This window comes from Pseudomonas lactis, from assembly GCF_001439845.1.
In the GTDB taxonomy this organism is placed as follows: domain Bacteria; phylum Pseudomonadota; class Gammaproteobacteria; order Pseudomonadales; family Pseudomonadaceae; genus Aquipseudomonas; species Aquipseudomonas lactis.
On record NZ_JYLO01000007.1, the window covers coordinates 280,741 to 301,461 of the forward strand.

A 20,721-nucleotide genomic window follows, 5' to 3' on the forward strand; every position below is an offset into this window, starting at 1 on the left:
AAAAAAGCACCCCACGGGGTGCTTTTTTTATGCCTGGGATTTAGCAAAAAACCAATTCCAACTGACTCAATACAATCCAATGTGGGAGCTGGCTTGCCTGCTCCCACATTTGGATCGAAACCAGACCTGGGGATTACTGCTGGTTCTGACCCAGGATCAGACGACCTTCTTTATCCACCGGAATCTGGCTGCCAGGGTCACGCTCCATACGCACGGTACCTTCCTTGCCATCCAGGTTGTAACGCACGTCATAACCGACCACCTTGTCACTGATGTCGTTAACGGTATTACAGCGAGTTTGAGTAGTGGTGTAGGTATCGCGGTTCTGCATACCTTCCTGAACCTTGTTACCGGCGTAGCCACCACCGACTGCACCAGCCACGGTGGCCAGCTTCTTACCGTTACCGCCACCAATCTGGTTGCCCAGCAGGCCACCCGCAAGGGCGCCCACCACGGTACCGGCGATTTGATGTTGATCCTGCACCGGACGCTGCCGGGTCACAGTGACGTCCTTGCAGACCTCACGAGGGGTTTTAATCTGGGTTTTCACCGGCTGCACCGCCAGCACTTGCGCATACTCAGGGCCGCTTTTTACCAGGCTGTAGGTGGCAACAGCGCCTCCGGCAGTCACACCGACAGCACCCAATACCGCACCAACCAGCAACGACTTGTTCACATGAACCTCCTGACCATCACAAGCGGACCGAAAGATCCGCGCTATACCCAGCCTTGGAGCAAAAAAAAAGGCGCGAGTTCAATACTCGCGCCTTTCTTGTAACAGCGGATCAACAAGCGCCCATCAAGGACGGTCGTCGACCTCCTTGTCGGTAGCGGCAGGAGGGATCAAGTCTTCGCTGTTGAGGTTCAGCCAGATCAGCACCACGTTGGCGATGTAGATCGACGAGTAGGTACCCGCCAGAACGCCGATAAACAGCGCCAGGGAGAAGCCCCACAGGTTGTCGCCGCCGAAGATCATCAGCGCAGCAATCGCCAGCAAGGTGGAGATCGACGTCGCCATGGTCCGCAGCAGGGTCTGGGTGGTGGAGATGTTGATGTTCTCGATCAACGTCGCCTTGCGCAGTACACGGAAGTTCTCACGAACTCGGTCGAATACCACGATGGTGTCGTTGAGCGAGTAACCAATGATCGCCAGCACGGCTGCCAATACGGTCAGGTCGAAGGTGATCTGGAAGTAGGCCAGGATACCCACGGTGACGACCACGTCGTGGATCAGCGACACAATGGCGCCGACACCGAACTTCCACTGAAAGCGGAACGCCAGGTAGATCATGATGCCGACCAGCGCCATCAGCATGCCGAGGCCGCCCTGGTCGCGCAGTTCTTCACCCACTTGCGGGCCGACGAACTCGACGCGTTTGACCGATGCAGGGTTATCGCCGCCGACCTTTTGCAAGGCCTCGGCTACCTGGTGACCCAGTTGCGGGTCTTCGCCAGGCATACGCACCAGCAGGTCGGTGGTGGCACCAAAGCTCTGTACCACGGCTTCGTGATAGCCGGCCTTGACCAGCTCGCTGCGCACCAGGGTAACGTCGGCCGGCTTCTCGTAGGTCAGCTCGATGAGCGTACCGCCGGTGAAGTCCAGGCCGTAGTTCAGACCCTTATGGAACCAGCTGAACAACGCCAGAACGGTAAGGAGCACGGTGACGCCGAACGCAACGTTGCGAACGCCCATGAAGTTGATTGTACGTAACATGGCAGCCCCTTAAATCCACAACTTCTTGAAGTCACGCCCGCCAAAGATCAGGTTGACCATTGCGCGGGTCACCATGATGGCCGTGAACATCGAGGTAAAGATCCCGAGGGACATGGTCACCGCAAAGCCTTTCACCGGGCCGGTGCCCATGGCGAAGAGAATCCCGCCGACCAACAGTGTGGTCAGGTTGGAGTCGAGGATCGCGGTAAATGCCCGGCCGAAGCCTTCGTTGATTGCACGCTGTACGGTCATGCCGGCGGCGATCTCTTCACGAATCCGCGAGAAGATCAGCACGTTGGCGTCCACCGCCATACCCATGGTGAGTACGATACCGGCAATACCTGGCAGGGTCAGTGTGGCACCCAGCAACGACATCAGGGCCAGCAGCATCACCATGTTGCCCGCCAGGGCAACGGTGGCGATCACACCAAAGAAGCGGTAGATGGCGATGATGAACAGCGACACGAACAACATGCCCCACAGCGCTGCATCGACACCCTTGGTGATGTTGTCGGCACCCAGGCTCGGGCCAATGGTACGCTCTTCAGCGAAGTACATCGGTGCAGCCAGGCCACCGGCACGCAGCAGCAACGCCAGCTCGGACGACTCGCCCTGGCCGTTCAGGCCAGTGATACGGAACTGAGCACCCAGCGGCGACTGGATGGTCGCCAGGCTGATGATCTTCTTCTCTTCCTTGAAGGTCTGCACCGGCACGTCTTTCTCGACGCCGTTGACCATCTGCTTGGTGTAGGTGGTCACCGGGCGCTGCTCGATGAAGATCACTGCCATGCTGCGACCGACGTTGCTGCGCGTGGCGCGGCTCATCAGTTCGCCGCCATGGCCATCCAGGCGGATGTTCACTTCAGGCGTACCGTGCTCGCCGAAACCGGCCTTGGCGTCGGTCACCTGGTCACCGGTGATGATCAAACCACGCTCGATCAGCGCGGGAGGACGGTTGCCTTCACGGAATTCGAACTCTTCGGAAGTGGCACGCGTAGCGCCTGGGTCTGCCGCGAGACGGAACTCCAGGTTGGCGGTCTTGCCGAGGATACGCTTGGCTTCAGCGGTGTCCTGTACGCCCGGCAACTCAACCACGATACGGTTGGCACCCTGGCGCTGCACGATCGGCTCGGCCACACCCAGCTCGTTGACGCGGTTACGCACCGTGGTCAAGTTCTGCTTGATGGAGTATTCGCGGATTTCGGCGATCTTGGCCGGGCTCATCGCCAGACGCAGTACCGCTTGACCATTGAGGTCGGCAGGCACGATGTCGAAATCATTGAAGTTCTTGCGGATCAGCGCACGGGCCTGTTCGCGGGACGCTTCGTCAGCAAAGCCCAGCTGAATGGCACCGTTGAGCTGTGGCAGGCTGCGATAGCGCAGCTTCTCTTTGCGCAGCAGGCTCTTCACGTCGCCTTCGTAGACTTTCAGACGTGCGTCCAGGGCCTTGTCCATGTCGACTTCCAGCAGGAAGTGCACACCACCGGACAAGTCCAGACCCAGCTTCATCGGGTGCGCGCCAATGCTGCGCAGCCATTGTGGCGTGGTCTGGGCCAGGTTGAGCGCGACAACGTAGTCATCACCCATGGCCTTGCGTACGACATCTTTGGCCGGCAATTGGTCTTCTTGCTTGGTCAGGCGCAACAAGCCGCCTTTGGAACCAGCTGCCAAGGTTGCCGCTTTAACCTGGATACCCGCGTCGTTGAGCGCTTTGCTCGCACGGTCCAGATCAGCCTGATTGACCTGCAGCGAAGTGCTGGCGCCAGAGATCTGGATCGCCGGGTCATCAGGATAGAGATTGGGAGCGGAATAAATAAAGCCGATCGCCAGCACCGCCAGGATCAGTACGTATTTCCACAGAGGGTATTTGTTCAGCATCACGCCGCCCGCTTATAACGCGGGGCGCCTTGCGCGCCCCGTCGATTGGTAAAGGTTGTTACTTAGATCGCTTTGAGCGTGCCTTTAGGCAGCGTGGCGGCGATGGCGCCCTTCTGGAACTTCATTTCCACGGTGTCGGAGACTTCCAGTACCACGAAAGCATCGGAAACCTTGGTGATCTTGCCGGCGATGCCGCCAGTGGTCACGACTTCGTCGCCTTTTTGCAGGCTGCCCAGCAGGTTTTTCTGCTCTTTGGCGCGCTTGGCCTGTGGACGCCAGATCATCAGGTAGAAGATGACCAGGAAGCCGACCAGGAAAATCCACTCGAAACCACCGCCCATAGGGCCGGCAGCAGCAGGCGCAGCGGCGTCAGCCATGGCGTTAGAGATAAAAAAGCTCATTTAGCACTCCAGTTGCAAATAGTGAATCTTAGGGTCGGAAAACTCAGTCCAAGGGCGGCACAGGGAGGCCACGCTTGGCATAGAAGGCATCGACGAAGGCGGCCAATGTACCCTGTTGAATAGCCTCGCGCAAACCAGCCATCAGGACTTGGTAATGACGCAAATTGTGGATGGTATTCAACATGCTACCCAGCATTTCCCCGCACTTGTCCAGATGGTGCAGATAAGCACGGGAGAAGTTCTGGCAGGTGTAGCAGTCACAGGTAGGATCCAGCGGCGAATCATCATGGCGATGGAACGCGTTACGGATCTTCAGCACGCCTGTATCGATGAACAGATGCCCATTGCGGGCATTACGGGTTGGCATCACGCAATCGAACATGTCCACACCGCGGCGCACACCCTCTACGAGATCTTCCGGTTTGCCAACGCCCATAAGGTAACGAGGTTTGTCTGCGGGCATCAGGCCCGGCAGATAATCCAGCACCTTGATCATTTCGTGCTTGGGCTCGCCCACCGACAAACCGCCGATGGCCAGGCCGTCAAAGCCGATCTTGTCGAGGCCTTCCAACGAGCGTTTGCGCAGGCTTTCATGCATGCCGCCCTGGACAATACCGAACAGCGCCGCCGTGTTATCGCCATGGGCGTTCTTCGAACGCTGGGCCCAGCGCAGCGACAACTCCATGGAAATACGCGCCACGTCTTCATCAGCCGGGTACGGCGTGCACTCGTCGAAAATCATCACGATGTCCGAACCCAGGTCGCGCTGGACCTGCATCGACTCTTCCGGGCCCATGAACACCTTGGCGCCGTCGACCGGTGAGGCGAAGGTCACGCCCTCTTCCTTGATCTTGCGCATGGCGCCCAGGCTGAACACCTGGAAACCACCGGAGTCGGTGAGGATCGGGCCTTGCCACTTCATGAAGTCATGCAGGTCGCCATGCTTCTTGATCACTTCCGTGCCCGGGCGCAGCCACAGGTGGAAGGTATTGCCGAGGATGATTTCGGCGCCAGTGGCGACGATGTCGCGCGGCAACATGCCCTTGACGGTGCCGTAGGTGCCGACCGGCATGAAGGCCGGGGTCTCCACAGTGCCGCGCGGGAAGGTCAGGCGGCCGCGACGGGCTTTGCCGTCCGTAGCGAGCAATTCAAACGACATACGACTCATAAGTTGTCCTCAGGGCCGCGCGGCGCCGGGTTACGGGTGATAAACATCGCATCACCGTAGCTGAAAAAACGGTACTCGTTAGCAATGGCGGCCTGGTAGGCAGCCATGGTTTCCGGGTAACCGGCAAATGCCGACACCAGCATCAACAGCGTGGATTCCGGCAAATGGAAGTTGGTGACCAGGCAATCGACCACATGAAAAGGTCGCCCTGGAAAAATGAAGATATCGGTGTCGCCACTGAACGGTTTGAGCACGCCATCACGTGCCGCGCTCTCCAGCGAACGCACGCTGGTGGTGCCCACGGCCACCACTCGACCGCCCCGCACCTTGCACGCCGCCACCGCATCCACTACATCCTGGCTGACTTCCAGCCATTCGCTGTGCATATGGTGGTCTTCGATGTTATCCACACGCACCGGCTGAAACGTCCCGGCCCCCACGTGCAGGGTCACATAGGCGGTGTCGACGCCCTTGGCAGCAATCGCATCCAGCAGTGGCTGGTCGAAGTGCAACCCGGCGGTCGGGGCGGCGACGGCGCCGAGGCGCTGTGAGTACACGGTCTGATAACGCTCGCGGTCCGCGTCTTCGTCGGGGCGGTCTATATAAGGAGGCAACGGCATATGGCCGACACGCTCCAACAGCGGCAACACCTCTTCAGCAAACTTGAGCTCGAACAAGGCATCGTGGCGCGCGACCATCTCGGCTTCGCCACCGCCCTCGATCAGGATGCTCGACCCCGGTTTGGGCGACTTGCTGGAGCGCACATGGGCCAGCACGCGGTGGCTGTCCAGCACCCGCTCCACCAGAATTTCCAGCTTGCCGCCGGAAGCCTTCTGGCCAAACAGCCGCGCCGGAATCACCCGGGTATTGTTGAAAACCATCAGATCGCCTGGGCGCAAATGCTCAAGCAAATCAGTGAATTGACGGTGTGCGAGGGCACCGCTGGGCCCGTCCAGGGTCAGCAGTCGACTGGCGCGACGCTCGGCCAAAGGGTGGCGAGCGATCAGCGAATCAGGGAGCTCAAAAGTAAAGTCAGCAACGCGCATGATGGGGTTCGTCTAGCAGGGCCGGGAAGTCTAGCGGAAATAGTGAAAATAGACCATGAAACGTGATTGACCAACGGTAATCTCATCTCTATACTTCGCCGCCATTGAGCCCTGATGGCGGAATTGGTAGACGCGGCGGATTCAAAATCCGTTTTCGAAAGGAGTGGGAGTTCGAGTCTCCCTCGGGGCACCATCTTAAAAAAAGACCTTGAAATTCAAGGTCTTTTTTTTCGCCTGCAAAAAAGTGCCAGGCGTGGCAGTGGAGGGAGCGGGACCATGGAGTTGACGCTTGAAGCGGTTGCGTTGTTTGCATTGAAGCTGGTGCATGAGACTGACGACGGTAGCCCGTTGCTGCGCGATGATCCCGTGATGGAGGGCTATGATCGCGAGGTGTTTGGGTTGTTGGTGCGCCAGGGAAACCTGGCCGAGATCCAAGTGAAGCTCGATGAATGCCTGTATCTGGCACTCGACACCCTGGGTGGCGCCGATACCGTCATGGGTCGCGAGTTGCAGCGGCTCGCAGCGGACGTGCGCGAAGCACAGACCCTGGAAACACTCGACGCCCCGCTCCACGCACTCAAGGATTACCTGAAAGCCATCCTGTGACGTGGACTTACTTGCGCCCTTCCACCGCCATCCGCACCGCCAAGCCCATCAATACCGACCCCATCAGCCAGCGCTGCAGCACCTGCCAACCAGGCCGGGTGACGAAGAACACCGCGATGGAACCCGCCATGCAGGCAATCACCGCGTTGACGCTCACGCTGATAAGAATCTGCAGGGAGCCCAGCGCCAGGGATTGCACCAGCACACTGCCATGACCGTTCGGGTCGATGAACTGGGGCAGCAACGACAAATACATCACCGCCACTTTGGGGTTGAGCAGGTTAGTGACCAAGCCCATGGTCACTAACCTGCGCGGGCTGTCCTTGGGCAAGTCGCGCACCTGAAATGGCGAGCGCCCACCCGGCTTGACCGCCTGCCAGGCCAGGTACACCAGATACAGCGCCCCGCCGAGCCGCAGCGCGTCGTAGGCAAACGGCACCGCCATCACCAACGCCGTGATACCCAGCGCCGCGCACACCATATACACCACAAACCCCAGCGCCACCCCACCCAGGGAAATCAACCCGGCCGTGCGCCCCTGGCAGATGGAGCGGGAAATGAGGTAGATCATGTTCGGCCCCGGTGTCAGTACCATGCCGAGTGAAATCAGGCCGTAGGCGAGCAAGCTGGATATATCAGGCATGGATTGGCTCCTGTTTTTTATGCTGCCAGCGTGAAACCCTTCGCCGACGCGGTCGTGTTGAGCGTCATGCTAGGGGCTTGAAGGCCCAGGCGTTAGATACAGATCCGCAAGCAAAACGTCATACACCGGCGGCACCCCTTACCCAGGACAGGCACATGATCGACTTCAACAACAAAGGCTTCTTCAAACTCAAGCAAAACAACGAATACGCCGAACGCGTAGCAGCCCTGCTGCTGGACGGCGAAGAAGTGGTCGACGCCTACAAGGCCATGCGCGACGGCGTCGTGTTCACCACTAAACGCATCATCGCGGTGAACGTGCAGGGGATTACCGGCAGCAAGAAGGACTTCACCTCATTGCCGTACAAGAACATCGTGGCGTACTCGGTGGAAACTTCAGGGTCGTTTGACTTGGATTCGGAGTTGGAGATTTATTTTTCGTCGTTGGGGAAGGTAAAATTTGAATTCACCGGCAAGACCTCGATCGTGGAAATCTCCCGGCTGATTTCCAAGCACCTGCTGAGTTGATCCGCAGGCACAAAAAAGACCTTGGTGCTTCAAGGTCTTTTTTATTGCGGCTCAACTGATACACATCGCTCAAAATGTGGGAGCTGGCTTGCCTGCGATGCCCTTTAAGGAAAAATCACAGCCGCTGATTCACTTAATACTCGGACACATTTTCATTCCCGCCACCTACTCAAACGCCTGCAATACCAAACCGCCCCACTGAACGCTGCTCCCAAAACCACAACCCCATTCCCAACCAACCAAAGCCCAAAATTCCTGCTCTGATCCGCATCCCCTTGATAAAACGGCCCAAAATACGCAGACACGACCACCACCAAACCGTTAAACACTCCGAGCGCCACTACAACCACCCCGACGACAAACACCACGCCCTTAATCAACTTCATATGACCTTCCAAAACCAGATCTCCCTGGACTCGTGATAGTCCGAGAACGTCCCCTCAATCGAAAACCCCAGCTGGATACGCGGATAACTCAGCCAATCCGTCAACCGCCGTCCATTCCAAAGGTCAATGTGGTCACCGCTGCGATTGCCAAACGTCTCATTCCCTCGGCGCCAAAAAACTTTGAAAAAGATATACCTTGAGCCGAACCCAGCTCAATGTGGGAGCGGGCTTGCTCGCGAATGCTTTGTATCGGTCACCTATTCAGTCACCGGCCCACCGCTTTCGCGAGCAAGCCCGCTCCCACAAGGGGCTGCGTTTAACTGACGAGCATGAAGGCAGGCCCCCGCCTCTGATCGCGTTGTGCCCGGTGGTAGCCGTCAGCCTGGGCGCCTCACTTGGGCTGGAATGTCGCTAAGTACGCCAGGATATTTTCAATCTTCTCTTGGTCACTGATCCCCCAGAAGATCATCCGCGTGCCACTGACCACCGACTTCGGGTCTTCAATGTAGGCCGCCAGTTTTTCCCGCGTCCACACCACGCCCGAGTTCTTCATCGCATCCGAATACTGGTAGTCCGTGGTGGTACCGGCAGGCCGGCCAATGATGCCGTTCAGTTCCGGGCCAAAACCACCCCGCGCACCCTCACCAATGCTGTGGCAGCCGCCGCAGGTCTTGGAGAAGAGTTTGCCGCCCGCCTCGGCGTCGCCCGCAGCGAGCGCGGGGGCAGCGATAACGGTGAGGGCGAGGGTCAATAACACATACTTCATTCAGGTCTCCCTATCGGCTGTTGCCGTGGATTATGCCTGTTCGACCGGCCTTTCCCCCAGCCGCTGCACCAGACGCACCAGATAACCGTCCGGGTCTTGCACGATGAACTGGCGCTGCCCGGCCTCCACGTCACCGGCTCGGTACCAGGCATCTTCAACATCGCGGAACAATGGCCAGCCAATGTGCGCCAACCGTTGCAGGATAGGCGTCACGGCGGGCACATCGATTTGCAGGTTGATGCCGCGCCCGAACGGTGGCTGCAACGGTGCGGTCAGCCACTGGCCGGCGTCGGGGTCGTATTGTTCGAGCATGATTTGCGCGCCGTTAAGGTCAAGGTAGGCAAAGCCTTCTTCAGCGCGCTGGTAGGCGATGGTGAAGCCTAACTGTTCGACCCAGAACGCCAGGCTGACACTGAGGCGAGTGACGATCAGTTCCGGCACGAGCGGGTTACGGTTAAACATGGCATTCCTTGGGACGGCGGGGTGGCGTTCACCTTAACGGATTGTCGTGCCATGGCTCACAAGCAGTCAAACGACCACCCATCGATTAAAAAACATCCAATCGAACCTATCCGGCCACCTTCCACTCCACCTTACTGAACCCCCTGATGGTGGAGTAAGGATCATGGCTCAGCCATCGATTTTGGTATTGGAAGACGACGAGATCATTCGGGCGTTGATGGTAGATGTGCTGGAAGACTTTGGTGCGGTGGTGACATCGTTTGCATCGGCAGACGAAGGGATGATTTACCTGGAGCGCGGCGATGACCCGGTGGATTTGATTGTCAGTGATATTCAAATGCCCGGCTTGCTCAATGGTTATGACTTGAGCCGTGTGGTCGCCCACCGCTGGCCTGAAGTACAAGTAGTGCTGACCTCAGGTAATACGAAAATCGCCGCCGAGTTGGGCAGTTCCGTGCGGTTTCTGCCCAAGCCCTGGAGTACCGACCACTTGCTTGAGTGCGTGCAGACAGCATTGACGCACTAGGGCCTGCCCCTGCATTGATAGCAGCGCGATATCATTTCAACCGAACTTGAGGGCCAGTTCTGCGGTCATGTAAGGTGCAGGGAGCGACTTTTCTGATCCGCTGGTCAGCCTTTTCGCTTCTGCGTTCAGCTGACGACAATGAGTTGTGTAGAATCGTCGCCCATTTTCACGCGTCATTCATGGCCGACAGGCCCACAGTTCGAGCTCATTGAATGCATTCACAGGCCCATGACGTTAGTGCGCCCTCCTTGTTGGAAACGTTGCGCACGGGCACGGGCCTGCTGCATGTAGCGTTGGAACAGCGCCTGCCGTTTTTTTCCGAGCGCCTGGATGCCCAGTGGTATCGGCGCCTGCTGCAAGCGTACTACGGCTTTTATCAGCCGATGGAAGCGGCGCTGTATGACAGCGGTTTGATTCCCGATGGATATGAGCCTGTGTTGCGTGTGAAAACGCCAACACTGGTCCATGACCTGCACGCACTCGGCCTGACTGACCACGCCATCCATGCCCTGCCTCGCTGTGCCCAACTCCCCGTATTAGACACGCCGGCTGCGTGTCTCGGCGCCCTGTATGTGTTGGAAGGCGCCACCCTGGGTGGCCAAGTGCTGCGCCGGGAAATGGCCCTGCGCCTGGATGTGAACGCCGACAACGGCGGTGCCTTTCTCAATGTATACGGCGCCGAGACCGGACGGCGCTGGAAAGATTTCCTCGATTATCTGAGCCGCCAGCCACTGGATACAGATGCCGCCGCGCGCGCGGTGATGGCGGCCCGTTCGACATTCAGCGGCTTTGAGCAATGGCTCGACAGCCAGGAGGTATTGCTATGAAACCCGAAGATTTTGAAGAGCTGCTTGCCAACTGCGCCGACGAACCCATTCGTTTTCCGGGGGCCATCCAGCCCCACGGCGTGCTGCTGACTTTGTCGGAACCTGGCCTGAACATTATTCAGGTAAGTGCCAACGTCGGTACGTTGTTCGGCCACGCCCCCGAGGCGCTGTTGGATCAACCGTTGCACAGATTGATTGGCGAGGAGTACGCCCAGGCCGTGCAAACCATGGCCGAGGACAGCGCATTCCTGGACTCGCCGCCCCTGCTTATCACCTTCAAAGGTGAGCAGTTCGAAGGCCTGTTGCATCGCCACCAAGGCGTGTTGGTGCTGGAATTCGAACCCCGGCTCAAGGATTTCAAACCCCGTGCGCACAATGGTCGCACCAGCGACCTGGGCAAAATGCTGCACCGCCTGCAATCGGCAAAGACCTTGCAGGCGCTCTACACCATCAGCGTCAACGAAATCCAGGCCATGACCGGTTATGACCGGGTGCTCATCTATCGCTTCGAAGAAGAAGGCCATGGCCAGGTGATCGCCGAAGCTTCGGCGCCATCCATGGAGTTGTTCAACGGGCTGTTCTTCCCCGCGTCCGACATCCCCGAACAGGCTCGCGAGCTGTACCGCACCAACTGGCTACGCATCATCCCGAATGCGTCCTACGAACCGGTACCGCTGCTGCCCAAATTGCGCCCGGACACGGGCCAGCCCCTGGACCTGAGCTTCGCTACCCTGCGCAGCGTGTCGCCGATTCACTGCCAGTACATGCAGAACATGGGCGTGTTGTCGTCCATGAGTATTTCGTTGATGAAGGGCGACAAACTCTGGGGCCTGATCAGCTGCGGCAACCGCGAGCCACTGCTGGTGCCTAACGATTTGCGCATGGCCTGCCAGACCATAGGCCAGGTGCTGTCATTGCAGATCAGTGCCATGGAGGCCCTGGAGCTGACCCGCCAGCGCGACGAGAAAGTCCAAGCGCTGGCGCTGCTGGACCTGGCGATGAAAGCCTCTGCCAATAACGTCTTCGACGGCCTGGCCCAACAAGGCCGAATGCTGATGGACCTGACCCTCTCCGGCGGCGTGGCGATCATCGAAGATAAACAACTGCACCGCTACGGCAATTGCCCGGAACCGGCGCAGATACGCGCGCTGCACAAGTGGTTGCAGGCCAACGGTGAACCGGTATTTTCCAGCCATAACCTGGCCTCGGTTTATCCGCCTGCCGCCGAGTATCAGGGCGTGGCCAGCGGCGTGCTTGCCATGAGCTTGCCCAAGCCTGTGGATAACGGCGTGTTGTGGTTTCGCCCGGAAGTCAAAGAGAACATCCACTGGAGTGGCGACCCGAACAAGCCGCTGAACCTGGAAACATCCGACGCGGGCATGCGCCTTCGCCCACGCACCTCGTTTGAAATCTGGAAAGTGGAAATGGCTGGTATCTCCACCAAGTGGAGCCATGGCGACCTGTTTGCCGCCAACGATTTGCGCCGCTCGGCCCTGGAGAACGATCTGTCCCGGCAGGTGCTGCGCGAGCAACAAGCGGTACGGGCGCGGGACGAACTGGTGGCGGTGGTTTCTCACGACCTGCGTAACCCGATGACGGTCATCTCCATGCTGTGCGGCATGATGCAAAAAGCCTTCAGCTCCGATGGCCCACACACCTCACGCCGTATCTCTTCCGCGATCGACACCATGCAACAGGCCGCCGGGCGCATGAATGTGTTGCTGGAAGACTTGCTCGACACCTCGAAGATCGAGGCCGGGCGCTATGTGGTCAAGCCGGTGGCGCTGGACGTCAGCCAGATCTTTGAAGAGGCGTATTCGTTGCTGGCCCCACTGGCCTCGGAAAAAGGCATCGACCTGTCGTTCAATGTCGAGCCCGGCCTGCAGATCAAGGCCGACCCGGAGCGCTTGTTCCAGGTGCTGTCGAACCTGATCGGCAATGCGATCAAGTTCACCCCTCGCCAAGGCAACATCGGCATCAGCGCCATGAGCAACGGTGAGGAGATTGTATTTTCGGTGCGCGACTCCGGTGAAGGCATTGCGCCGGACGATTTGCCCCATGTGTTCGATCGCTATTGGACCCAGACTGAAAACAACCCCACCGGTAGCGGGCTGGGGCTGTATATCAGCCAGGGGATTGTCCAGGCCCATGGTGGGCGCATCGAGGCCGAAAGTGAGTTGGGGTGCGGTAGTGAGTTCAGGTTTACGGTGCCAAAGCCCGCCTGAAACGCGACCTCTCTCTAAACCCAACATGCGGATACCTTTGGCCGGGAACGAACAATCCGGCCAATGCCACTGAAACAGTGCGCACTCAAAGGGAGTATTGATGCGGAAACAATCCTCCATTTGAGTAAGGGGTTCACCATGATCATCAGCCACGCCTTTTACACCTATTACGCCCACCAAAACGCGCAAACCCAGCAGGCGGTCGTCAAGCCTTCACCCCACACAAACAGCCAGACCGAACCGCCACCGCGGCCAAGGCGCCCCTCCATGGACGCCCTCGGACAGGGCCGACTGACCTGACTAACATCCGACGCTGCACTGCGTTGACAAAACACCGACATCCACTGCGCTACTCTTTACGATCTATTTCGTGTGAGCCACTCCGTCGATGCTTCAACCCGACACTTTGCCCGCGGTCATTGCGGGCCCCCTCCTAAGGCGCCTGGAGCCGCAGCGCCTGGTTATCTGGTTGGTGGGCAGCCGTACGCTGCCAATGTCCTTGACGCTGCAATTACCCTCGGGCGAGGCGCTGGATATCCTGCTCGATGCGACGCACTGTCAAGTCGTACCCGTAGGGCGCCATGCCTTTATCCACCTGATCGACGTAGCCCTGAGCCACGCCCTGCCGCAGGACGAAATCATCGGTTACGACCTGTTGATCGACGGCCTCGGCATTGCACAGTGGGCACCGCACTTGCTGTATGGCGACGCGACTACGCCAAGCTTCGTGCTGCATAGCCGCATCCATCACTTGGTGCATGGCTCGTGCCGCAAACCCCACCACCGTGCCGACGAAGGCTTGCTGTGTGTCGACCGTCTGTTGGCGGACGCCCGCACACCGCTCGAACGCCCAGCCTTGTTGATGATGAATGGCGACCAGATCTACGCCGACGACGTCGCAGGGCCCATGCTGCGGGCCATTCATGGGCTGATTACGCGCCTGGGCCTGTTCGATGAGTACCTGGAGGGCGCGGTGGTGAGCGACAGCCCCAGCCTTTATGGGCATCGCGCCAGCTACTACCACCGGGCCGACCTGCTTCCCGCACTGGACAGTAACGAGACCTTGCGCGAACGCTTTTTCGGCGGCGTGAAGAAACCAATCTTCACCAGCAGCACCGCCGACAATCACCTGGTGACCTTTGCCGAAGTGATCGCCATGTACCTGCTGGCCTGGTCGCCGACACCCTGGACGCTGATCACACCAGAACCGCCGCCGCTGAGTGCGCAAGAGCAACAACGCTACGCCCGCGAACAGGTTCATATCGATCAGTTCCGCGACGGCCTGCCTGGGGTAGCACGGGTGTTCGCGCACCTGTCGACGCTGATGATGTTCGACGATCACGACATCACTGACGACTGGAACCTCAGCGCCCAGTGGGAAGAAACCGCCTACGGCCATCCCTTCTCCAAGCGCATCATCGGCAATGCCTTGCTGGCGTATCTGCTATGCCAAGGCTGGGGCAACCAGCCCCAGGTATTTGGCGAACTGCTGGGTCAAACCCAGGCACTGACCGGCCAGGTACAGGCCAATCATCTCGACGCGACGGCGCAAGACGCGTTGCTGGAGGCCTTGCTGAAATTCCAGCAGTGGCACTACGTATTGCCCACCACCCCGGCGCTGGTGGTACTCGACACCCGCACTCGACGCTGGCGCAGCGAGTTCACCCTCAAGCAACCTTCCGGCCTGCTGGACTGGGAAGCCTTGAGCGAACTGCAACAAGCCCTGATGGACCACCCATCCGCCATCATTGTCTCGCCCGCGCCGGTCTTTGGCGTCAAGCTGATCGAGACGGTGCAAAAGGTCTTCAGTTGGTGTGGCTTCCCACTGCTGGTGGACGCCGAAAACTGGATGGCTCACCGCGGCGCCGCCCAAGTGATTTTGAATATCTTCCGCCACTCACGCACGCCGGGTAACTACGTGATCCTCTCCGGCGATGTGCATTACTCGTTTGTCTACCAAGTGCTGATCCGCCACCGCAACGGCGGCCCCAAGATCTGGCAAATCACCAGCAGCGGCATCAAGAACGAGTTCCCGCCGCGCTTGCTGGAATGGTTCGACCGCCTCAACCGCTGGCTCTACTCCCCGCGTTCGCCGCTCAACTGGTTTACCCGCCGGCGCACCATGCAGGTGGTGCCCTATATTCCCGAGCACGCCGAAGCGGGCGAACGGCTGTGGAACTCGGCAGGCATTGGCCAGGTGTTTTTCAATGAGCAGGGCCAACCGCAGGCCATTTACCAGCACAACGCGGATGGAAGGCCTCGGACAAAGATGATGGCGCCAGAAAAATAGCGTTTCGCCACTCGTCAAAAGCAGCACACCTGCCCTATTCAAAGCGCGCAAGCGCCGATGTACAGTAGCGCCAGCCACGGAGTATCGGCGTCAACCATGACTGGCCTTGGGCGCCAGCCCCCGCAGGAAGCGCAGATGGACGATACATCCGGCAAAGAACCGCTACGCAATGAGGTGTCCGACCTTAACGTCGACCTGTTGCACGCCATCATGGAACTGGTCAGTGATGGCATCTGGGACTGGAACGCCAATACCGGCTTCGTCTACCGCAATCCCGGCTGGTACGAAATGCTTGGCTACTCCCACCACTCCCTGGAAAACAGCGTGTTCACTTGGGAGAACGTGATCCACCCCGAGGATTACCCCCGCGTGATGGCGGTGTTTGATGACTACATCTGCCAACGCGCCGCTCATTACCGGGCCGAATACCGTTGCCGAAAAGAAGACGGTACGTACCTCTGGATCGAGGACCGTGGCTACGTCATTGCCCGTAACCCCGACGGTTCAGTGGCGCGCATGGTCGGCGCACACCGCGATATTCATACGCGCAAATGCTCCATCGAACAGTTGCAAAAACGCAACCAGTCTCTGGAAGCGCTGGTCGCAGAGCGCACCCTTGAGTTGTCGCGCGTCAACCAGCAACTGCAATTGCAGCTGGACGAAAACCGCTCCCTGGCCGAGCGCGACGCCCTGACGCGCATCGCCAACCGGTACCGCCTGGAAAAAGTGCTGCTGGAGGAATGCGACCGCGCCGAGCGCTTCCGCCTGCCCCTGGCACTGGTGGCCATGGATGTCGATGACTTCAAGCCCATCAATGACCAATACGGCCACGGCGTCGGCGACCAGACGCTGATACGGGTAGTGGAACACCTGGAAGCCTGCGTACGTAAAAGCGACTTGCTCGCGCGCTGGGGCGGCGATGAATTTATGGTGGTGCTGCCCAAAAGCAACCTGGACACGGCCAAAGAGCTGGCCGAAAGGATTCGCCATAAAATCAAGGCGGCGGCCCCCTTGGGCGCGTTGAACGTTACCCTGAGCCTGGGCGTAGTAGAGCGGCGCATGGGGGAATCTCCGGCGGCGCTGATGGCGCGGGCCGATCAAGCCTTGTATCGGTCCAAGGCGGCGGGCAAGGATGGGGTGTCGGAATAGACCGCAGCTCCTTCCAAGGTGGAATGACCCGGCAACTTTATTTCGTTTGCGGCAAGGCCAGGCGCGCGGCTTAGATAGCGCTGCGCCCACCACTGCCGAGTCCAAGAGTCATGAGCCACGCTAGCATCAGCCAGTCGATTTCAATCGTTCACCCCATCAGCCTGAGCCACGGTAAAAACGCAGAAGTCTGGGACACGGCGGGTAAACGTTATATCGACTTTGTCGGCGGTATCGGCGTACTCAACCTGGGCCATTGCCACCCGGCCGTGGTGGCGGCCATATGCGAGCAAGCCACCCGGCTCACCCATTACGCGTTCAACGCCGCACCGCATACGCCCTACATCGAGTTGATGCAACGTCTCAGCGCTTTTATCCCGGTGGAATACCCGGTCAGCGGCATGCTCACCAACAGCGGCGCCGAGGCGGCCGAAAACGCCCTGAAGATCGCCCGTGGTGCCACCGGGCGCACGGCGGTGATCGCCTTTGACGGCGCTTTCCACGGGCGCACTCTGGCGACCCTCAACCTCAACGGCAAGGTCGCGCCCTACAAGCAGAAGGTCGGTGTACTGCCCGGCCCTGTGTATCACCTGCCCTACCCCAGTACCGATAACGGCGTGACCTGCGCCGAAGCGCTGAAGGCTATGGAGCGTCTGTTCAGCGTTGAAATCGACGTAAACGACGTGGCGTGCTTCATCATCGAGCCGGTGCAGGGCGAAGGCGGTTTTCTCGCCCTGGACACTGAGTTCGCCCAGGCGCTGCGGCGCTTCTGCGACCAGCACAACATCCTGCTGATCATTGATGAAATCCAGTCGGGTTTTGGGCGCACCGGCCAGCGTTTCGCCTTCTCGCGCCTGGGCATCGAGCCGGACCTGCTGCTGCTCGGCAAAAGCATCGCCGGCGGCATGCCATTGGGGGCGGTGGTCGGGCGCAAGGCGCTGATGGACAACCTGCCTAAAGGTGGGCTGGGCGGTACGTACTCGGGCAACCCCATCGCCTGTGCCGCGGCGCTAGCGACCCTTGAGGTGATGAGCGACGAACATCTGCACGCGTGGGGCGCCGCGCAGGAAGCCGCGATTGTGGGCCGCTATCAAGCCTGGCGCGCACAGCAACTGTCGCCCTACCTGGGCCGCCTCACCGGTGTCGGCGCCATGCGAGGCATTGAACTGGCCCATGCCGACGGCACACCCGCCCCCAAGCAACTGGCGCAACTGCTGGAGCTGGCGCGAGAGGCCGGCTTGCTGCTGATGCCCAGCGGCAAGTCGCGGCACATTGTGCGCTTGCTGGCACCGCTGACCATTGAACCCGCGGTGTTGGAGGAAGGCCTGGATATTCTCCAGGCGTGTCTCGAAGAACTGGACGAGTAAAATGTATCAACAGGTTTGACGCTGCTCCACTCAGTCGTTGAGCTTGTTCGTGAAGTCCGGGCGAGGTGGATGACCGTTGATAAGATTCCCGTTGTGGATATGTACGTATTTCTGTACGTTAAACCCACCCAACAAGGAGTTCCCATGGAAACTATCAACTACACCAACGCCCGAGCCCATCTGTCCGAAACGATGGACCGCGTCAACGATGATCACGTCCCACTTCTACTGACTCGACAAAAAGGCGAGCCCGTGGTGATGATCTCGTTATCAGAGTTCAATGCTCTGGAAGAGACGGCTTACCTGCTGCGCTCACCTAAAAATGCCGAACGTCTCATTAACTCAGTCAACAGCTTACGAGCAGGCAAAGCCAAGCCAAGGCGGTTGATTGAAGAATGAACATACTCTTTACCCCTGAAGGCTGGGACGACTACCTCTGGTTTCAACAGAACGACAAAGCCGGGCTCAAGCGCATCAACCTCTTGATCAAGGCCATACAGAGAGCCCCCTTCGACGGCGTGGGAAAGCCTGAACCTCTCAAACATAATCTGAGTGGTTTCTGGTCTCGGCGAATCACCGCGGAGCATCGTCTGGTTTATGGCATCGAGGATGATGAAGTACAAATATTGATGTGCCGCTACCACTACTGAAATTGTTCTGACGCCCGAGCCAACCTTGACCTGATCCCCCCACCCGCTGAAAATGCCCGACGTTTTTTTGTCTCTCCGCATACTACGCAGTGAAATTTTAATGCCTGATTCCTACACCGAAAAATCCGCCGAAGAATCCGTAGTCGCCCTGCACGCCAAAGCCGAATACGAAAACGCCATCAATCTTTCACAGCATGTGCCGGCCGCCAAGATCATCAGCGAGATGGTGCTGGACGCGTTTCACACCTCCAAGGAAAGCGACCAAATCCGCGAGCTGCGCGTTGCCATCCGCCAGGCCCACGATGCCTTCGATGATGACAAAGCCTATGAGCTGATGGGCCAGCTCAAGCAATTGAAAGACGCCGAAGCCGCAGACAACGCCGCCCTGGAACACCTGAGCAGCCAGTTCTCGATCAGCCGCATCCTATCCAGCTTCAAGGACGACCCAGAGTTTCAGGAACTGGTCTACGGCCTGGCCCTCAAGGTGCTTAACCAGTCGCACCAGGCCATCAGCAACCCGAGCGCCGGCAAGGGCAAAGCTGCACGCGCCAAGAAAGACAACGAAGTGTTTGTGATCAGCAAAGATGGCATCAGCGTCACCCTGCCGCTGCGCACCCCGCGCTCCAAGCTCAATGTGGACCGCGAGGCGCTGGAATTCCTGGGCTTCACCTTTGTGGGCGAAGGCAGCGAGGCGGAGCTTGCGAGCGAAACCTTCATCGACAACAGCGGTGCCGAGCAGCCGGTCACGCGCAAGAGCATCGTGACCGCGCTGCAACAGCAAAGCGCCTTTGACGGCTACGCCATCGCCGCCCAGTAAGTAGCTGACGCAACCCGGCGCGCGTGCAAGGCGCAGCGCCGGTTGCCGTCTACGCCGATTTGTTCCACAACATCGCCGAGCTTTTCATCATCCCCACGGCGATGGCCAACAGCACCAACACGCAGCCTGTCAGCAGCCACGGTGACGGCAAGGTGGGCCGGGCCAGTAACATGAACGCCAACGATGGCGCGATCATCACGCCGATGTTGACGCCTGCCGAGTAGTAGCCAAGGTTGCGGCCCACGCTGTCGTGGCTGGAAATGCTGCTGACATAGTGGGTGATCGCGGGGAACACAATCATCTCGCCCAGGCTCCACAACACCGTAGCAAGCATCAACAGCGCGCCGACCTGACCAAAGCCCATCAAGAAGAAACCGCTGCCTGCCAGCAAGAAGCCGATGATCAGCGAGCGGCTGCTCGACAAGTGCGCCATGCGCAGGTTGATCGGCACTTCAAACACGATCACCAGCAAAGCATTGATAAAGAAAATGATGCCCACGTAATAGGCCGGCAATTGGGTGTAGTTGATGATGTACGCCGACAGAAAAGTCGGCGGCAGTGCGTATGCCACGTGCACCGGCAGCGCCGCCAACAGGATCACCAGCAGTCGCGAACGCTCATGAGCCGCCACCTCGGGCAAGCCCTCGCCCTTGCCAGCGAAGGGCGCGTCTTGGGTGGCCGGCCGGGGCCGACCGAACCGCAGGCAGGCGGCGAAGGCCAGCAGGGACAGCACGGCATTGATGTAGAACACCGCGTCGGCATTGCTGAGGAAGATCAAGCTGCCCAGCAATGGCCCGATGGCCATGCCGATGTTGATCGCCAGCCGGTTGCAGGAAAACGCCACCTTGCGCGACTCAAGGCTGCTGTGAGCCACCGTCTCGGAGAACGCGGCCGGTGTGAATGCTTCGTAACAAGCGCCCCAGAGAAACGACAACAGGAACAGCGCGAGCAGGTTTTCCACCGAGGGAATGACCAGCAGCAACGCAGCGTTGAACACCAACGAACCGAGGATGACCCGGTTGGCCGAAAACCGCTTGATCACGGCGCCGATGATCAGGTCGGTACACAGGGCGCCCGCACCATATACACCGACCAACAGGCCAGCCGTGCCCGCCGATATCGCGTGTTGATGAATCAGGTACGCCGCGTAAAAAGGAAACGCCAGGGTGCCCATGCGGAACACCAGCGTGATCATGAACAGTGCTTGCAACCGCGTATTCAGGCTGCGCAACGCGTGAAAAGTCCCCATCAGCGCGGCACGCTGGCACAGGCGTGG

At 59.2% G+C, this 20,721-nt stretch carries 23 protein-coding genes and 1 tRNA gene; 12 read left to right on the plus strand and 12 right to left on the minus strand.

Annotated elements, in window-relative coordinates; translation table 11 throughout:
- Positions 1-133: 133 nt before the first annotated feature.
- The 6 genes from TX24_RS13820 to queA all read right to left on the minus strand — a co-directional run bounded on the left by TX24_RS13820 (position 134) and on the right by queA (position 6,207).
- Positions 134-676, minus strand: a complete 543-nt coding sequence (locus tag TX24_RS13820) for a glycine zipper 2TM domain-containing protein (protein WP_003194023.1) — start codon at positions 674-676, stop codon at positions 134-136.
- Positions 677-799: 123 nt separating this feature from the next.
- Positions 800-1,714: a protein translocase subunit SecF gene (secF, locus tag TX24_RS13825; RefSeq protein WP_003194024.1), complete on the minus strand. Its 915-nt coding sequence runs from the start codon at positions 1,712-1,714 to the stop codon at positions 800-802.
- 9 nt (positions 1,715-1,723) lie between these two features.
- Positions 1,724-3,592, minus strand: coding sequence for a protein translocase subunit SecD (gene secD, locus TX24_RS13830; protein WP_003194025.1), 1,869 nt, complete (start codon positions 3,590-3,592; stop codon positions 1,724-1,726).
- Between the two features lie 62 nt (positions 3,593-3,654).
- Positions 3,655-3,993 carry a preprotein translocase subunit YajC gene (gene yajC, locus TX24_RS13835; protein ID WP_003175975.1) on the minus strand — a complete coding sequence of 113 codons (339 nt, stop codon included), beginning with the start codon at positions 3,991-3,993 and terminating at the stop codon, positions 3,655-3,657.
- A 43-nt stretch (positions 3,994-4,036) separates the two neighbouring features.
- Positions 4,037-5,152 (minus strand): tRNA guanosine(34) transglycosylase Tgt, encoded by a 1,116-nt coding sequence (gene tgt, locus TX24_RS13840; protein WP_032803964.1) that lies wholly within the window; start codon positions 5,150-5,152, stop codon positions 4,037-4,039.
- 5 nt (positions 5,153-5,157) lie between these two features.
- Positions 5,158-6,207, minus strand: a complete 1,050-nt coding sequence (queA, locus tag TX24_RS13845; RefSeq protein WP_057710519.1) for a tRNA preQ1(34) S-adenosylmethionine ribosyltransferase-isomerase QueA — start codon at positions 6,205-6,207, stop codon at positions 5,158-5,160.
- Positions 6,208-6,315: 108 nt separating this feature from the next.
- On the opposite strand from queA, the gene TX24_RS13850 reads away from it, so the two are divergent.
- Together TX24_RS13850 and TX24_RS13855 are read left to right on the plus strand one after the other, a co-directional pair.
- Positions 6,316-6,400, plus strand: a tRNA-Leu gene (locus TX24_RS13850).
- Positions 6,401-6,483: 83 nt separating this feature from the next.
- The gene (locus tag TX24_RS13855) at positions 6,484-6,813 is read left to right on the plus strand and encodes a hypothetical protein (RefSeq protein ID WP_057710520.1); all 330 of its coding nucleotides are present in this window, start codon (positions 6,484-6,486) and stop codon (positions 6,811-6,813) included.
- Positions 6,814-6,820: 7 nt separating this feature from the next.
- On the opposite strand, the gene TX24_RS13860 is transcribed toward TX24_RS13855, so the two are convergent.
- The gene (locus tag TX24_RS13860; protein WP_057710521.1) at positions 6,821-7,456 is read right to left on the minus strand and encodes a LysE family translocator; all 636 of its coding nucleotides are present in this window, start codon (positions 7,454-7,456) and stop codon (positions 6,821-6,823) included.
- 155 nt (positions 7,457-7,611) lie between these two features.
- On the opposite strand from TX24_RS13860, the gene TX24_RS13865 reads away from it, so the two are divergent.
- The gene (locus TX24_RS13865) at positions 7,612-7,983 is read left to right on the plus strand and encodes a PH domain-containing protein (RefSeq protein WP_003194030.1); all 372 of its coding nucleotides are present in this window, start codon (positions 7,612-7,614) and stop codon (positions 7,981-7,983) included.
- A gap of 152 nt (positions 7,984-8,135) precedes the next feature.
- On the opposite strand, the gene TX24_RS13870 is transcribed toward TX24_RS13865, so the two are convergent.
- From TX24_RS13870 to TX24_RS13880, 4 genes are all read right to left on the minus strand, one after another.
- Positions 8,136-8,369, minus strand: a complete 234-nt coding sequence (locus TX24_RS13870) for a hypothetical protein (RefSeq protein WP_057710522.1) — start codon at positions 8,367-8,369, stop codon at positions 8,136-8,138.
- Positions 8,366-8,560, minus strand: a complete 195-nt coding sequence (locus TX24_RS30820) for a T6SS effector amidase Tae4 family protein (RefSeq protein ID WP_235369362.1) — start codon at positions 8,558-8,560, stop codon at positions 8,366-8,368. Before TX24_RS30820 ends, TX24_RS13870 begins: the two co-directional genes overlap by 4 nt.
- Before the next feature lie 200 nt (positions 8,561-8,760).
- Complete coding sequence (locus tag TX24_RS13875; RefSeq protein ID WP_003194031.1) at positions 8,761-9,135, minus strand: c-type cytochrome; 375 nt, start codon at positions 9,133-9,135, stop codon at positions 8,761-8,763.
- Positions 9,136-9,165: 30 nt separating this feature from the next.
- Complete coding sequence (locus tag TX24_RS13880) at positions 9,166-9,597, minus strand: bleomycin resistance protein (RefSeq protein ID WP_057710523.1); 432 nt, start codon at positions 9,595-9,597, stop codon at positions 9,166-9,168.
- A gap of 163 nt (positions 9,598-9,760) precedes the next feature.
- Here TX24_RS13880 and TX24_RS13885 point away from each other — a divergent pair, with 163 nt between their 5' ends.
- The 9 genes from TX24_RS13885 to TX24_RS13930 all read left to right on the plus strand — a co-directional run bounded on the left by TX24_RS13885 (position 9,761) and on the right by TX24_RS13930 (position 19,445).
- Positions 9,761-10,123: a response regulator gene (locus TX24_RS13885; RefSeq protein WP_003194033.1), complete on the plus strand. Its 363-nt coding sequence runs from the start codon at positions 9,761-9,763 to the stop codon at positions 10,121-10,123.
- 212 nt (positions 10,124-10,335) lie between these two features.
- A complete protein-coding gene (locus tag TX24_RS13890; protein ID WP_019817490.1) occupies positions 10,336-10,950 on the plus strand; it encodes a biliverdin-producing heme oxygenase in 615 nt (204 codons plus the stop codon).
- Positions 10,947-13,175 carry an ATP-binding protein gene (locus TX24_RS13895; RefSeq protein ID WP_057710524.1) on the plus strand — a complete coding sequence of 743 codons (2,229 nt, stop codon included), beginning with the start codon at positions 10,947-10,949 and terminating at the stop codon, positions 13,173-13,175. Before TX24_RS13890 ends, TX24_RS13895 begins: the two co-directional genes overlap by 4 nt.
- 388 nt (positions 13,176-13,563) lie before the next feature.
- Positions 13,564-15,465: an alkaline phosphatase D family protein gene (locus tag TX24_RS13905; protein WP_057710525.1), complete on the plus strand. Its 1,902-nt coding sequence runs from the start codon at positions 13,564-13,566 to the stop codon at positions 15,463-15,465.
- A 135-nt stretch (positions 15,466-15,600) separates the two neighbouring features.
- A complete protein-coding gene (locus tag TX24_RS13910; protein ID WP_003194037.1) occupies positions 15,601-16,614 on the plus strand; it encodes a sensor domain-containing diguanylate cyclase in 1,014 nt (337 codons plus the stop codon).
- A 110-nt stretch (positions 16,615-16,724) separates the two neighbouring features.
- A complete protein-coding gene (locus TX24_RS13915) occupies positions 16,725-17,978 on the plus strand; it encodes a 2-aminoadipate transaminase (protein WP_003194038.1) in 1,254 nt (417 codons plus the stop codon).
- A 144-nt stretch (positions 17,979-18,122) separates the two neighbouring features.
- A complete protein-coding gene (locus TX24_RS13920) occupies positions 18,123-18,377 on the plus strand; it encodes a type II toxin-antitoxin system Phd/YefM family antitoxin (protein ID WP_003194039.1) in 255 nt (84 codons plus the stop codon).
- Complete coding sequence (locus tag TX24_RS13925; protein WP_057710526.1) at positions 18,374-18,628, plus strand: Txe/YoeB family addiction module toxin; 255 nt, start codon at positions 18,374-18,376, stop codon at positions 18,626-18,628. The genes TX24_RS13920 and TX24_RS13925 overlap by 4 nt, the downstream gene beginning before the upstream one ends.
- 100 nt (positions 18,629-18,728) lie before the next feature.
- On the plus strand, positions 18,729-19,445 hold the full coding sequence (locus tag TX24_RS13930; protein ID WP_003194043.1) for a hypothetical protein: 717 nt from the start codon (positions 18,729-18,731) through the stop codon (positions 19,443-19,445).
- Between the two features lie 49 nt (positions 19,446-19,494).
- On the opposite strand, the gene TX24_RS13935 is transcribed toward TX24_RS13930, so the two are convergent.
- Positions 19,495-20,694, minus strand: coding sequence for an MFS transporter (locus TX24_RS13935; protein ID WP_169878756.1), 1,200 nt, complete (start codon positions 20,692-20,694; stop codon positions 19,495-19,497).
- Positions 20,695-20,721: the final 27 nt, after the last annotated feature.

Coding starts and splice junctions, on each gene's coding strand:
- secF (WP_003194024.1), bottom strand. CDS start 1,714: ATGTTACGTACAATCAACTTCATGGGCGTTCGCAACGTTGCGTTCGGC.
- secD (WP_003194025.1), bottom strand. CDS start 3,592: ATGCTGAACAAATACCCTCTGTGGAAATACGTACTGATCCTGGCGGTG.
- yajC (WP_003175975.1), bottom strand. CDS start 3,993: ATGAGCTTTTTTATCTCTAACGCCATGGCTGACGCCGCTGCGCCTGCT.
- tgt (WP_032803964.1), bottom strand. CDS start 5,152: ATGTCGTTTGAATTGCTCGCTACGGACGGCAAAGCCCGTCGCGGCCGC.
- queA (WP_057710519.1), bottom strand. CDS start 6,207: ATGCGCGTTGCTGACTTTACTTTTGAGCTCCCTGATTCGCTGATCGCT.
- TX24_RS13855 (WP_057710520.1), top strand. CDS start 6,484: ATGGAGTTGACGCTTGAAGCGGTTGCGTTGTTTGCATTGAAGCTGGTG.
- TX24_RS13860 (WP_057710521.1), bottom strand. CDS start 7,456: ATGCCTGATATATCCAGCTTGCTCGCCTACGGCCTGATTTCACTCGGC.
- TX24_RS13865 (WP_003194030.1), top strand. CDS start 7,612: ATGATCGACTTCAACAACAAAGGCTTCTTCAAACTCAAGCAAAACAAC.
- TX24_RS13870 (WP_057710522.1), bottom strand. CDS start 8,369: ATGAAGTTGATTAAGGGCGTGGTGTTTGTCGTCGGGGTGGTTGTAGTG.
- TX24_RS13875 (WP_003194031.1), bottom strand. CDS start 9,135: ATGAAGTATGTGTTATTGACCCTCGCCCTCACCGTTATCGCTGCCCCC.
- TX24_RS13880 (WP_057710523.1), bottom strand. CDS start 9,597: ATGTTTAACCGTAACCCGCTCGTGCCGGAACTGATCGTCACTCGCCTC.
- TX24_RS13885 (WP_003194033.1), top strand. CDS start 9,761: ATGGCTCAGCCATCGATTTTGGTATTGGAAGACGACGAGATCATTCGG.
- TX24_RS13890 (WP_019817490.1), top strand. CDS start 10,336: ATGCATTCACAGGCCCATGACGTTAGTGCGCCCTCCTTGTTGGAAACG.
- TX24_RS13895 (WP_057710524.1), top strand. CDS start 10,947: ATGAAACCCGAAGATTTTGAAGAGCTGCTTGCCAACTGCGCCGACGAA.
- TX24_RS13905 (WP_057710525.1), top strand. CDS start 13,564: ATGCTTCAACCCGACACTTTGCCCGCGGTCATTGCGGGCCCCCTCCTA.
- TX24_RS13910 (WP_003194037.1), top strand. CDS start 15,601: ATGGACGATACATCCGGCAAAGAACCGCTACGCAATGAGGTGTCCGAC.
- TX24_RS13915 (WP_003194038.1), top strand. CDS start 16,725: ATGAGCCACGCTAGCATCAGCCAGTCGATTTCAATCGTTCACCCCATC.
- TX24_RS13920 (WP_003194039.1), top strand. CDS start 18,123: ATGGAAACTATCAACTACACCAACGCCCGAGCCCATCTGTCCGAAACG.
- TX24_RS13925 (WP_057710526.1), top strand. CDS start 18,374: ATGAACATACTCTTTACCCCTGAAGGCTGGGACGACTACCTCTGGTTT.
- TX24_RS13930 (WP_003194043.1), top strand. CDS start 18,729: ATGCCTGATTCCTACACCGAAAAATCCGCCGAAGAATCCGTAGTCGCC.
- TX24_RS13935 (WP_169878756.1), bottom strand. CDS start 20,694: ATGGGGACTTTTCACGCGTTGCGCAGCCTGAATACGCGGTTGCAAGCA.